Here is a 13,416-nt window from a genome sequence, read left to right on the forward strand (position 1 = left end):
CGAATCAATCGCTTTACGGTAACGACAAAACTTTTTTGTGGAGGCGTATCGGGAACGGTATTCCATGGATGGCGGCCTGTTTGGAATGCACCTTTTATTTGTAAGGTTTCTGACAATTTATTGATTTAACTCTGATAATTGTGTTTTTGGCACTTGCTATTATCCATCGCCATTTTCTGGCGGCCAATTTCAAATATCGAGATGAAAATGAAAAAAACAATTTCAAAAGTTGTAGCACTTGCAGTGGTATCTGTTGCTTTATCTGGCTGTGTTGGTAGCAACGCAGTAACCGGTTACCTAATGAAGTTCAACCTTAAAGCCGTTGATAACCGTTACGCACGTGGCGGCTTAAACTTACTGTTGGCACCGGCATACGGTCTGACGGTTGCAGCGGATTACCTAGTATTTAACTCTCTAGAATTCTGGACAGGTAGCAACCCACTAACGGGTGCACCGCATATCTTTGATACTAAGGTGGATACTTACATTGATATTAACCATCAGCTAGATCCGTCTCTGACGGAAGCGCCTGTAGGCCCAATCACTAATGTAAATATGATCGAAAAAGGTCAGATGCAGCAGATTGATGAAAACACTATCCAAATGGACATCACTTACCAGTCTGGTGAGCGAGCGACACTAATCGGTGTTCGTGATGGCGAGATGGTGACGTACTTCATCGATGGTGAAGTGGTTGCACAAACTTCAATTGATGAGCTAGAGAGCTACGCAGCGTCACGCGCTTAATGTCTTAGCTGATCGCAAAGCTTAGATACAAAAACAGGTACTCATTGAGTACCTGTTTTATTTTGTCTGAATAAATGGTGTTTACTGTAAACACCACTTATTGAACAAACGTAGCTTATCGAATTATGCTTTTTCTGGGATTGCTTCTAGCAGCGCAACCATTTGGTTCCAGAATAGCTCAACCGTATCAATCTTCACTTTCTCATCTGGAGAGTGAGGGAACTTGATAGTCGGGCCGAAAGAAACCATGTCCATGTTCGGGTAAGGTTCTTTGAATAGACCACACTCAAGACCAGCATGGATAACCATGATGTTTGGCTTGTGACCGTAGATACCTTCGTACATGTCGCGGAAGATGTGCATGATTTCTGAATCAGCGTCTGGCTTCCAACCTGGGTAAGCGCCAGAGAATTCGATGCTCGCACCCGCAAGCTCTGCTACAGAGTGAAGCATGCTCTCAACTTGGCTACGGCCAGAGTCGATCAGAGAGCGGATTAGGCAAAGTACTGTGATTGAGTTCTCTTCTGTCGTGATAACACCCACGTTTAGAGATGTCTCAACAACACCTTCAATCTCATCACTCATACGAATCACGCCGTTTGGCGCCGCGTTAAGTGCTGCGATGAAGCGAGCTTGGTCAGTAGCTGCAAGTGCGCCCATTTCAACTGAAGCTTCTTCGTTGAAAGTCACGATGCTGTCTTCTACTTTACCTAGCTCTGTTGAAAGTAGCTCTGTGTAGTAGTTGTATAGCGAAGCCAGTTTTTCTTGGTTTGCCGCTGGAACAGCAACAGTAACGAAACCTTCACGAGGAATCGCGTTACGTAGGCTACCACCTTTGAATTCTACGATGCGTAGGTCTAGCTCTTTTGCGTGACCAGCCAGGAAGCGAGCAAGTAGTTTATTCGCGTTTGCACGACCAGTGTGAATATCACAACCTGAGTGACCGCCTTTAAGACCTTTAAGCGTTAGCTTACGAGTCACGAAATCTGCTGGAATTGCAGTACGAGCAACGTCAAATGTCATTGCGCCGTCGATGCCGCCAGCACAACCCATGTACACTTCGCCTTCTTGCTCTGAATCGGTGTTAAGAAGGATATCGCCTTCTAACCAACCCGCTTCAAGACCGAACGCACCAGTCATACCTGCTTCTTCGTCTACTGTTAGTAGTACTTCGATAGGGCCGTGCTTGATTTCGTTTGATGCAAGAACCGCTAAGCATGATGCCATACCCATGCCGTTATCAGCGCCAAGTGTAGTGCCTTTTGCAGTTACCCACTCGCCGTCGATGTACGGTTGAATTGGGTCTTTAGTGAAGTCGTGAACCGTATCTTCATTCTTTTGTGGAACCATATCGATGTGAGCTTGTAGCACAACACCTTTTTTGTTTTCCATACCTGGCGTCGCAGGCTTTTTGATGAATACGTTACCCGTTGGATCACGGCGTACATCTAGGCCTTGCTCTGTCGCCCAAGCAATAATGTATTGAGCAAGCTCTTCTTCATGCTTTGAAGGGTGTGGGATTGAGCAAATCTTATCGAAGAACTGCCAAAGAGGGGCAGGGGATAATTTACTGATCTCAGAATGGAATTCAGACACGGATGACTCCTTTTTTATTTGATAACCATATATTTAGAGTTTTTATGGGTATAAACATAGAACAAAAACCTAAAATATAGGTCTGTTTTGATGCCGACAGCATACCACTAGACCGTTTTCACGAGTAGCGCTTCTAAACCTTAATTCCTTCAAACTTTGAACGCCATCCTGTTCATTTGATCTTGATTAAGCGCCTTGATGCTTATAAAAGAAACAAGCAAACGTTTATTTAAACTAAATCCTGTAATTTAATTACAGAAATTAGTTTGCAAAATAACCTTAAATGGCAAAAAGTGTGACTCAAAGCAAAAAATACTTGTAATCTTTTTTCTTTGGGGTATATTTATAACCAACTTCTGAAGTGAAGAGTAAATGCTCAAAGGATGAGTCCGTTTATCGCCTCCAAGGAACCGAGAAATCAAATTCGTTTTTATTGATTTATTAAGGTGATAGTTATGAAAGGTTTACCATCTGCAATGTTCTGGCTTAACAACTCTGTTTACACTAGCAACTTTGCATACCCTACAAGCTTCGGTTACTAATACCGTAAGCATGTAACTCGAACAGTTTTGTTCACCCCTATATATTGGAATTCTCTAACAACCCTCTTGGTTGACAGATTCTACCGCCACTCAGTTTTGAGTGGCGTTTTTTTTGCCTGCTACTTTATCCCCAGCTGTGATTCGTCATCTATCTACGACTATGCTCGGTTGTTTTTTAAACAGCAAAATATCAATTTGAGCCTTATTACCGATCCTGTTGAAAATCGGACAACTCTTGTGGGTTTGAATTGGCAAATTTAGCGCCAGATTCTTAATGAAAATAACTGATGGTTGAAAAAGTAATCAAATAAATACGACCATTAAATTGTTTTTAGTCTATTGTTTTTAATGTGTATTTTTATTTTTTGATGTGATTTTTAATCGCTTGGTTTCATACGTCATTCTGATAAATATTATTTAGAGCCTTAATTCTATCTGGAATTTGTTATTTGATAACTTTATAATCCACAGCCAATCGATTACGCAACCGTTTACTTTTTACCCTTATAGGATTCGATAATGTTCGAAAAGCTATTCAAACTCAGTGAAAACGGCACCAATGTGCGCACTGAAATCATCGCAGGTCTAACAACCTTCCTAACAATGGCTTACATCATTTTTGTAAACCCAATGATCCTAGCTGATGCTGGTATGGACCACGGCGCTGTATTTGTAGCAACCTGTTTAGCGGCTGCTATTGGCTGTTTCATCATGGGCTTTGTTGCTAACTACCCAATTGCTCAAGCTCCAGGTATGGGCCTGAATGCCTTCTTTACCTACGCGGTTGTGATGGGCATGGGTTACACGTGGCAAGTTGCTTTAGCGGCAGTGTTTGTTTCGGGTGTGATCTTCATCTTCTTGAGCATCTTTAAGATCCGTGAGTGGATTATCAACTCGATTCCTATGTCTTTGCGTGTAGGTATCTCTGCGGGTATCGGTCTTTTCCTAGCATTTATCGCGCTTAGCAATGCTGGCATCGTGGTTTCTAACCCTGCAACTAAAGTATCACTTGGCGACATTACTGCTATTGCTCCTATCCTTGGTGCTCTTGGTTTCTTCCTTACTATTGCTCTTGTACACCGCGGTGTGAAAGGCGCAGTAATGATTGCAATTCTAGCTATTACAGCTCTTGGTATTATCATTGGTGACGTTCAGTACGGTGGCATCATGTCTACACCACCAAGCCTTGCTCCGACTTTCATGCAGCTTGATTTCTCTGCAGTATTTGAAATCGGTATGATCTCTGTTGTATTTGCTTTCCTATTCGTCGACTTATTCGATACAGCGGGCACGCTAGTCGGCGTTGCGACAAAAGCGAACCTAATTAAAGAAGATGGCAAACTACCTCGCCTGAACAAAGCACTGCTTGCTGACTCAACAGCAACGTCTATCGGTGCTCTTCTAGGTACATCGAACACGACTTCATATGTAGAGAGTGTTTCAGGTGTTGCTGAAGGTGGTCGTACTGGTCTAACGGCTGTTGTCGTGGGCGTACTTTTCCTTCTTGCTCTTTTCTTCTCACCACTTGCAGGTATGATTCCGGCGTACGCAACATCAGGCGCGCTTTTCTATGTAGCAATTCTGATGATGTCAGGCCTAGTTGGCATTGATTGGCGTGATCTTACGGAAGCAGCACCAGTCGTGGTAACATGTCTACTTATGCCGCTGACGTACTCTATTGCTGAGGGTATCTCACTAGGTTTCATCGCTTACGCTGCAATTAAGCTGCTAAGTGGTAAAGGTCGCGACGTTTCACCTGCTGTGTGGATCATGTCGGTAATCTTTATTCTTAAATACATTTTCGCTTAATCGTCTAGATTTCTGCTTAAACGCTGAAGAGGCTATGTTTGGCATAGCCTCTAATAACATGAAAAATTATTAGGTTTTATACTATGAGCAACAAATTCGTTATCACTTGGGACAACATGCAGACTTACTGCCGTCAACTAGCAGAAAAGCAAATGCCAGCAGAGCAGTGGAAAGGTATCTGGGCTGTAAGCCGTGGTGGTTTGGTTCCTGGTGCAATCTTGGCTCGTGAACTGGGTATTCGTCACGTAGATACGATTTGTATTTCTAGCTACGACCACGATCACCAACGTGATATGACTGTCGTTAAAGCACCTGAAGGTGACGGCGAAGGTTTCCTAATCGTTGAAGATCTTGTTGATAGTGGTGACACTGCACGTAAGCTTCGTGAAATGTACCCTAAAGCAAAACTGATCGCGGTATGTGCTAAGCCTTCAGGGGCGCACCTACTAGACGAGTACATTGTTGATATCGCTCAAGACACATGGATCGAGCAGCCTTGGGATACAAGCCTAAGTTACGTTGAGCCAGTAAATCGTAAGTCAAAATAAGCGTAAACTAAGTTTTTTGAGAAATGACCCTTTATAGGGTCATTTTTTTTTATATTATTAGTCAAAATCATTTCTTATTAAGTGTCCCAATGTCTGAATCAGAAGAAACGAGCTCGAACCTTTCGGAAACCTTGTTTGTAAAACACAAGCAGGCCAAAGAGACCTCAATGCTGACACAATACATGCCAAGCTCTGAAGCGTTATTGGATGAGAAGCGTGAACAGCAAAACTCATCGTGGTACCGAAACTTAAGGCGTCTTCAGTGGGTATGGCAAGGCGTGAACCCTATTGAGCAAGAAGCTGTATTAGCTCGTATTGCGTCGTCAGACAACTCTCGAACTACCGATGAGTGGTTAGATACCGTGATGGGATACCGCAGTGGTAACTGGGCCTATGAGTGGACCAAGTTGGGCATGTTGCATCAGAACCGTTCTAACAACAAAAGCGGTGAAGAGGTGGCTGAAGAGCTGTTCTCGGCGTCTTTATGTTTCAGTATTGCAGGTTACCCGCACCTAAAGAATGACAACTTGGCGTCTCAGGCCCAAGTGTTAGCAAACGCAGCCTATTCTGAAGCAATTAAGCATACCAAGCTGATTGTTAAGCAGATTGAGGTGCCGTATCAGAACAAGAAAATCAAAGCCAACCTACACCTAGCGAAAACCGACAAACCGCAACCAGTTGTGATCGTGAGTGCAGGTTTGGATAGCTTGCAAACGGACATGTGGCGTTTGTTTAGGGATTATCTGGCGCCAAAGAACATTGCGATGCTTACCGTAGATATGCCATCGATAGGTCACAGCTCTCATTGGCCGTTAACCGAAGATTCTTCGTGCCTGCACCAAGCGGTATTGAACGAGCTGCCAAATATCCCATGGGTTGATCATCATAAAGTGGGCTTGTTTGGTTTCCGTTTTGGCGGCAATGCGATGGTGAGGCTGTCGTTTATCGAGCAACAGAAGATCAAAGCGTGTATCTCTCTTGGTGCGCCAATTCACGATATTTTTGTGCATGCCGATAAACTAAAGCAGATGCCGAAGATGCATTTAGATGTACTGGCTTCTCGTTTAGGTAAAGGTGCTGTTGATATCAATAGTCTTTCTGGTCAGTTGATGGCGTGGTCTTTGAAGGTCCAAGGTCTGTTGGCGAACAGTAAAACCAGCGTTCCTATCTTAGCGTTAGCCTTAGAAGGTGATCCTGTGTCACCGCCAATGGATAATCAACTGGTTGCTATTTACAGTGATTACGGCAAGGCAAAGAAAATCAAATCGAAATCAATTACACAAGGTTATGAGCAATCCCTCGAATTAGCGATAAAGTGGCTTGAGGATGAATTATTTAGATGACATTTCTCCTAAATTAGTTAAGCATGAAAAGTGTACAGATTAAGTGCCTGATACTCAGAGAAAATTTATAAAGTCCAACTGCATGTTTTCAACGTATTGCAGTCTGAGTAATGTCATTCTTAACATTGAAAATGGAGATTCAATATGTCAGAAGTGACACAAGAACCAACGCATTATCGCTTGTTAAATGTATTAAAGGCCATTGGGCCATACTTGAGGGAGCCGCAATCAGAAGAAGGTCACTATATTTTTGATTGCTTGTCAGTGTGTGTTAACGATAAAAAATCACCAGAAGAGCGTGAGTTCTGGGGCTGGTGGATGGAGTTGGACAAGTCGGAAGAGGGGTATTCGGCGAAGTACAACATTGGTAAATACAACATCGAAGGCAAATGGGATTCATTACCTCTGCCTAAAAAGGCGGTTGCTGAGGTCACTAGAACTCAGGAAGCCTTCCACCAAAAACTGGTTGATGAACTTCAAAGTAAGTTTGAAATCAGCATCCAATTGGACGAAGAGTCTGTCGAATTCGTCTGATTTTAAAGGTTACTCTTCTTTAAAAAATAAAAAGGTGCGATTTCGCACCTTTTCTGCTTGTGAATTCCCCTGTTGATTGCTAAAACATCACCTCTTATTTGTTTTATCCATAAAAGACTTCATGACAACAAATCATCAAAGCGGGACAACAGCGCAGCGTAAAACTGTCGTTGTTAAACTGGGTACCAGTGTCTTAACTGGTGGAACATTGGCATTAGACCGTGCTCATATGGTTGAGCTGGTTCGTCAATGTGCTGAATTAAAAAAACAAGGCCACTCTGTGGTTATGGTTTCGTCTGGCGCAATTGCAGCAGGACGTGAGCACCTTGGTTACCCCGCACTTCCCAACTCAATGGCGAGCAAACAGTTGCTTGCTGCAGTTGGGCAAAGTCAGTTGATTCAAGTTTGGGAGTCTTTATTCGCTATCTATGGCCTTAAGATTGGCCAGATGCTACTGACTCGAGCTGATCTCGATGACCGTGAGCGTTTTCTGAATGCTCGTGACACGATCAATGCACTCGTTGAACACGATATTATTCCTGTCGTGAATGAAAACGATGCAGTCGCGACCAACGAAATCAAAGTGGGCGACAACGATAACTTGTCGGCACTGGTTGGTATTTTATGCGGTGCTGATAAGCTTTTGCTGCTAACTGACCAAAAAGGTCTGTTTACGGCTGACCCTCGTAAAGACCCAAATGCTGAGCTCATCAAAGAAGTGAAAACCATTGATGACACGCTGCGCAAGATCGCAGGCGGCAGTGGTACTACGCTAGGTACCGGTGGCATGGCGACAAAACTGCAGGCAGCGGATATAGCTCGTCGCGCTGGCATTGAAGTGATTATTGCAGCAGGTAGCGCCGAAAATGTGGTTTTTGACTCTTTGAGTGACAATCCTCAAGGCACACGTTTCTTACCGTTAGCCGAGGCGCTTGAAAACCGCAAGCGTTGGATTTTAGCGGGTCCTGCTTCTGCTGGTGACATCGTGGTTGACGATGGTGCGGTGAATGCCGTTAACACCAAAGGTAGTAGCTTGTTGGCAAAAGGGGTGGTTCGAGTTAAAGGCGAGTTCTCTCGTGGTGAAGTCACCCAAGTTACAGACAGCAAAGGCAAAGTAGTCGCGCGTGGTATCGCTAGCTACTCAAGCCAAGACCTAGCAAAAATAGCAGGCAAGCACAGTAAAGATATTGGCGACATCCTTGGTTACGATTACGGGTCAGAAGTCATTCACCGTGACGACCTTGTCGTTATCCAAGAATAGTTCGAGATGACAAGGTGATGAACGGCGCATCTGGCTTTTGCACTAGATGCACGTAGTACTCATCGCCCTTTTCATCTAAAGGCAGACAGAATTTAGGGAGAGTTAAACGTGGATTTAACTAACATGGGTATCGCAGCAAAAGAAGCTGCTTTTCACCTAGCGACCGCATCAACGGCGCAAAAGAACAAGGCATTGGCGATCATCGCTGATGAGTTAGAAGCAAATGCAGCCGCTATCCTAGAAGCGAACGCAAAAGACATCGCTCTGGGCCGCGAAGCGGGTCTAACGGACGCACTGCTTGACCGTCTACTTCTGAATGAAGAACGCTTAACGGGCATCGCTAATGACGTTCGTAACGTTATTAGCCTAAACGATCCTGTGGGCAGCGAAATCGACAGCAAAGTACTGGAAAACGGTATGTCACTGTCTCGCCGACGCGTACCGCTTGGTGTGGTTGGTGTTATCTATGAAGCGCGCCCGAACGTAACCATCGATATTGCTGCATTGTGTCTGAAGACCGGTAACGCAAGTATCCTACGTGGTGGTAAAGAGACGTTTTTTTCGAACATGGAACTGGTTAAAGTTATCCAATCTGCATTAGAGAAAGTGGAGCTTCCAGCTGCTTCAGTTCAATATATCGAGAAACCTGATCGTGAGCTTGTTTCTCAACTGCTTAAGCTAGATGACTACGTAGATATGATCATCCCTCGTGGTGGCGCTGGTCTGCACAAGATGTGTAAAGAGAACAGCACTATTCCGGTTATCATCGGTGGTTTCGGTATCAGCCATATTTTCGTTGATGAGAGCGCGGATCTTGAGAAGTCTGTCGATGTCGTTGAAAACTCGAAAGTACAACGCCCATCAGCATGTAACTCATTAGATACTTTGCTTGTTCATGAAGCGGTAGCTGGGGAGTTCCTTGGCAAGTTTAAAACACGTCTAGCGGATAAAGTGACATTAGTAGCAGACTCAAGCGCGAAGGCATTTCTTGTTGATTTTGCTGACGTGCGTGATGCAGGTGAAGATGACTTTGACACCGAATGGTTAAGCTACACACTTGGCGTAAAAGTGGTTGCGGATGTTGCAGAAGCGATTGACCACATGCGCGTACATAACGCGAGCCACTCAGATGCAATCATGACTAATAGTTTAGAAAGCTCTGAGCGTTTCATTAACTCGGTAGGTTCTGCAGCAGTGTATGTGAATGCATCAACTCGCTTTACTGATGGCGCACAGTTTGGTCTAGGCGCAGAAGTGGCAGTCTCTACTCAGAAACTGCACGCTCGGGGTCCTATGGGCTTAGAAGAGCTGACTAGCTACAAGTGGGTGGGCAAAGCGAATTATCTCGTTCGCGGTTAACGTTTCTCGTTAACTTTACTCTGCAGCTCATTTTAAAAATTGCTATCGCGTAGCAATAATCAATGAATCAGCACACAAAAGGGCCTTAATTGGCCCTTTTTCTTTCCTAACGTTTGGCAATTCCGTTACACTGACAATCAATTATTTGGAGGTGATATGCATTGTCCTTTTTGTTCAGAGAACGACACTAAAGTAATCGATTCACGACTGGTTGCTGATGGCCATCAGGTTCGTCGTCGCCGTCAATGCCTTGCATGTAGCGAGCGTTTCACTACGTTCGAATCGGCAGAACTCGTGATGCCGAAAGTCATTAAGTCGAATGGAAACCGCGAACCATTTAATGAAGATAAGATGGTCGGTGGTGTGCAACGTGCCCTGGAAAAACGCCCTGTGAGTGCTGATGCGATTGAACTTGCTATCAGTAATATTAAGTCACAACTCCGTGCAACAGGTGAGCGTGAAGTTCCAAGCGAAATGATTGGCAACCTAGTCATGAGCCAATTAAAAGAATTAGACAAAGTCGCGTACATCCGTTTTGCTTCTGTTTACCGCAGCTTTGAAGACATTCGAGAGTTTGGCGAAGAAATCGCTAAATTAGAGGATTAACCCCTCAGTCATGTCTAACTTTTCTCCCCTAGATTTTCAAATGATGTCGCGCGCTATCCATTTAGCGAAACGCGGCATTTACACTACTGCGCCAAACCCAAATGTAGGTTGTGTGATTGTACAAACCGATGGGAAAATTGTTGGTGAAGGCTTTCACGCCAAAGCGGGTGAACCTCACGCTGAAGTACATGCCATGCGAATGGCGGGTGATAAGGCAAAAGGTGCGACGGCTTATGTCACACTGGAACCTTGTTCTCATTATGGCCGTACACCACCGTGTGCCGAGGGCTTGATTAAGGCTCAAGTGGCTAAAGTTATTTGCGCGATGCAGGATCCAAACCCGAAAGTTGCCGGCCGTGGCATTAAAATGCTGCGTGATGCAGGTATCGAGGTTGAAATCGGTTTACTGGAGCAAGATGCTTTAGACTTGAACCCAGCATTTATTAAGCGTATGCAAACAGGCATGCCTTTTGTTCAGCTTAAGATGGCAGCTAGTCTTGATGGGCAAACGGCACTAGCAAATGGTCAGAGTCAGTGGATTACATCGCCAGCAGCGCGTCGTGATGTTCAAAATTATCGAGCAAAGGCGGGCGCAGTATTATCAACCAGCCAAACGGTGATTGATGATAACGCTTCACTTAATGTTCGCTGGGCTGAATTACCACATAGCGCACAAGCTCATTATGCTGAAGCTGACGTGCGTCAGCCTGTTCGCGTGATTCTTGATCGTCAAAACCAACTGCGCCCTGAGATCAAGTTATACCAATCGGCAACACCCGTATTAAGAGTCGCAGAGGTGTCTGCTGACATTGAGGTCGGCACCACAGAGACAGGTCAGTTAGATTTACACGAGCTGATGCGCCAATTACCTGCCAATCATATTGACCATATTTGGGTCGAAGCGGGGGCAACATTGGCAAAAAGCTTGATTGAAGCACAGTTGGTGGATGAGCTAATCCTTTATTTGGCTCCTAAACTTATGGGCAGTGACGGAAGAGGTTTGATGGGCGCGTTAGGGCTCACTTCGATGTCTGATGTTATTGACCTAGAAATTAAAGATGTTCGACAAGTTGGTGTGGATATTCGCATCGTAGCGAAACCCGTATTACGAAACCGATAGTAACGAAGCGATAGTGGAAATAAATCTGCCCTAGATACATGTCGATGACAACAAAAAGAGTTTTAAAATGTTTACAGGAATTGTAGAAGCCATAGGTACATTGAGTGCAATTACTCCCCGCGGAGAAGACATTACCGTAACGGTTAACGTGGGTAAGCTTGATATGGCCGACGTTCAGTTAGGCGATAGCATTGCTACCAACGGTGTGTGTTTGACGGTCGTGGAATTTAACGACCACAGCTACAGTGCAGACTTATCACTTGAGACCCTGAAAAAAACGGGTTTTGTTGATTACCAAGCGGGTGACAAAGTGAACCTAGAGAAAGCGATGCTACCAACGACACGTTTCGGTGGTCATATCGTATCGGGTCACGTAGATGGTGTAGGCGAGATTGTTGAGCGCAACCAAGTCGGCCGTGCGATTGAATTCTGGGTCGAAATGCCCGCTGAAATCTCAAAGTACGTTGCTCAAAAAGGCTCGATTACTGTCGATGGCATTAGTCTTACTGTGAACGATTTACTTAAGAATGCATTTAAGCTGACGATTGTTCCTCATACCTCTTCAGAAACCACCATCGATCAATTTCATGTTGGTCGTAAAGTGAATCTAGAAGTGGATGTGTTAGCGCGCTACATGGAGCGCCTACTGCAAGGTCAGCAACAAGAGTCTGAACCTGAATCTCGATTGACGATGGAATTCTTACAACAGAATGGTTTTGCCTAATCGCTGATATGAAGTGCGCTGAGCGTCACTTTGTAGAGCGAAGCAATATCATCAGGTTTAAATAGTGTCGGTTCTAGGAAGCAGAACCATTTCAAAGGATATAGAACAATGCCAATTAGTACTCCTCAAGAAATTATTGAAGACATTCGCCTAGGAAAAATGGTTATCCTGATGGATGATGAAGATCGCGAAAATGAAGGCGATCTGATCATGGCAGCAGAACATGTGACGCCAGAAGCGATCAACTTCATGGCGATGTACGGCCGTGGCTTAATCTGCCTAACCTTGACTAAAGAGCGTTCAAGCCGCATGGGTCTAGCGCCTATGGTTCAAGACAACAACGCACAGTACACCACCAACTTTACCGTTTCGATTGAAGCTGCGGAGGGTGTAACTACCGGTATTTCTGCGTCTGACCGTGCGGTGACGGTGCAAGCAGCTGTTGCGAAAGATGCAAAGGCGGCTGACCTTGTTCAACCTGGCCACATCTTCCCGCTAACAGCACAAGAAGGCGGTGTTCTAACTCGTGCTGGTCACACTGAAGCGGGTTGTGATTTAGCACGCTTAGCGGGTTGTGAGCCTGCATCGGTTATCGTTGAGATATTAAATGACGACGGCACCATGGCTCGTCGCCCTGATCTTGAAGTGTTCGCTGAAAAACACGACATTAAGCTAGGCACGATTGCCGACTTGATCGAATACCGTAACAACACAGAAACCACGATTGAGCGTGTTGCACAGTGCCACCTACCGACTGAATTTGGTGATTTTGAATTGGTGACTTACCGTGACACTATCGACAACCAAATCCACTACGCAATGCAAAAAGGTGACCTAACGGGTGAAGCTCCACTGGTTCGTGTTCACCTACATGATACCTTCACCGATCTGCTTCATTCTGATCGTGGTACTGAGCGTAGCTGGTCGCTAGATAAGGCGATGAAGCGTATTGGCGACGAAGGTGGTGTGTTGGTTATTCTGGGCAACGAAGAGTCGTCTGATTCTTTGATTCACAAAGTGAAGACATTCGAGGCTCAAGATAAGAACGAGCAACCAACCATGGCTAAGAAGCAAGGCACTTCTCGTCGCGTTGGTGTCGGTTCCCAAATTCTACAAGACCTAGGCGTTCATGATATGCGCCTATTGTCTTCAAGCACTAAGCGTTACCACGCTCTTGGTGGTTTTGGTCTTAACGTTGTTGAATACGTTTGTGAGTAACTACTTACA

Annotated in this window: 12 protein-coding genes; 11 read left to right on the forward strand and 1 reads right to left on the reverse strand. The window is 44.8% G+C overall.

Features of this window, described 5'->3' with window-relative positions; all coding sequences use genetic code 11:
• Positions 1–207 precede the first annotated feature (207 nt).
• Positions 208–747 (forward strand): DUF3332 domain-containing protein, encoded by a 540-nt coding sequence (locus L1D11_RS08710; RefSeq protein WP_004741496.1) that lies wholly within the window; start codon positions 208–210, stop codon positions 745–747.
• 123 nt (positions 748–870) lie between these two features.
• Here the strand turns inward: L1D11_RS08710 and L1D11_RS08715 are convergent, their stop codons facing one another.
• The gene (locus L1D11_RS08715) at positions 871–2,343 is read right to left on the reverse strand and encodes an aminoacyl-histidine dipeptidase (RefSeq protein WP_008218663.1); all 1,473 of its coding nucleotides are present in this window, start codon (positions 2,341–2,343) and stop codon (positions 871–873) included.
• Positions 2,344–3,404: 1,061 nt separating this feature from the next.
• Between L1D11_RS08715 and L1D11_RS08720 the strand changes: the two genes are divergently transcribed.
• The 10 genes from L1D11_RS08720 (at position 3,405) to ribBA (ending at position 13,407) form a co-directional block, all read left to right on the forward strand.
• The gene (locus L1D11_RS08720) at positions 3,405–4,694 is read left to right on the forward strand and encodes an NCS2 family permease (RefSeq protein WP_008218658.1); all 1,290 of its coding nucleotides are present in this window, start codon (positions 3,405–3,407) and stop codon (positions 4,692–4,694) included.
• Between the two features lie 83 nt (positions 4,695–4,777).
• On the forward strand, positions 4,778–5,242 hold the full coding sequence (tet(34), locus tag L1D11_RS08725) for an oxytetracycline resistance phosphoribosyltransferase domain-containing protein Tet(34) (RefSeq protein ID WP_004741499.1): 465 nt from the start codon (positions 4,778–4,780) through the stop codon (positions 5,240–5,242).
• Positions 5,243–5,331: 89 nt separating this feature from the next.
• Positions 5,332–6,585 (forward strand): esterase FrsA, encoded by a 1,254-nt coding sequence (frsA, locus tag L1D11_RS08730; protein WP_239833533.1) that lies wholly within the window; start codon positions 5,332–5,334, stop codon positions 6,583–6,585.
• 144 nt (positions 6,586–6,729) lie between these two features.
• Positions 6,730–7,119 (forward strand): sigma factor-binding protein Crl, encoded by a 390-nt coding sequence (gene crl / locus L1D11_RS08735; protein ID WP_008218654.1) that lies wholly within the window; start codon positions 6,730–6,732, stop codon positions 7,117–7,119.
• A gap of 76 nt (positions 7,120–7,195) precedes the next feature.
• On the forward strand, positions 7,196–8,380 hold the full coding sequence (gene proB / locus L1D11_RS08740) for a glutamate 5-kinase (protein ID WP_171367898.1): 1,185 nt from the start codon (positions 7,196–7,198) through the stop codon (positions 8,378–8,380).
• A gap of 108 nt (positions 8,381–8,488) precedes the next feature.
• Positions 8,489–9,739 (forward strand): glutamate-5-semialdehyde dehydrogenase, encoded by a 1,251-nt coding sequence (locus tag L1D11_RS08745; RefSeq protein WP_239833532.1) that lies wholly within the window; start codon positions 8,489–8,491, stop codon positions 9,737–9,739.
• A 156-nt stretch (positions 9,740–9,895) separates the two neighbouring features.
• Positions 9,896–10,345 (forward strand): transcriptional regulator NrdR, encoded by a 450-nt coding sequence (gene nrdR / locus L1D11_RS08750; protein ID WP_008218648.1) that lies wholly within the window; start codon positions 9,896–9,898, stop codon positions 10,343–10,345.
• A 40-nt stretch (positions 10,346–10,385) separates the two neighbouring features.
• Positions 10,386–11,465, forward strand: coding sequence for a bifunctional diaminohydroxyphosphoribosylaminopyrimidine deaminase/5-amino-6-(5-phosphoribosylamino)uracil reductase RibD (gene ribD, locus L1D11_RS08755; RefSeq protein WP_239833531.1), 1,080 nt, complete (start codon positions 10,386–10,388; stop codon positions 11,463–11,465).
• A gap of 67 nt (positions 11,466–11,532) precedes the next feature.
• The gene (locus L1D11_RS08760) at positions 11,533–12,189 is read left to right on the forward strand and encodes a riboflavin synthase (protein WP_239833530.1); all 657 of its coding nucleotides are present in this window, start codon (positions 11,533–11,535) and stop codon (positions 12,187–12,189) included.
• 108 nt (positions 12,190–12,297) lie between these two features.
• Positions 12,298–13,407 carry a bifunctional 3,4-dihydroxy-2-butanone-4-phosphate synthase/GTP cyclohydrolase II gene (ribBA, locus tag L1D11_RS08765; RefSeq protein ID WP_102426138.1) on the forward strand — a complete coding sequence of 370 codons (1,110 nt, stop codon included), beginning with the start codon at positions 12,298–12,300 and terminating at the stop codon, positions 13,405–13,407.
• Positions 13,408–13,416 lie beyond the last annotated feature (9 nt).

The organism is Vibrio sp. Isolate32, from assembly GCF_022397955.1.
Taxonomy (GTDB): domain Bacteria; phylum Pseudomonadota; class Gammaproteobacteria; order Enterobacterales; family Vibrionaceae; genus Vibrio.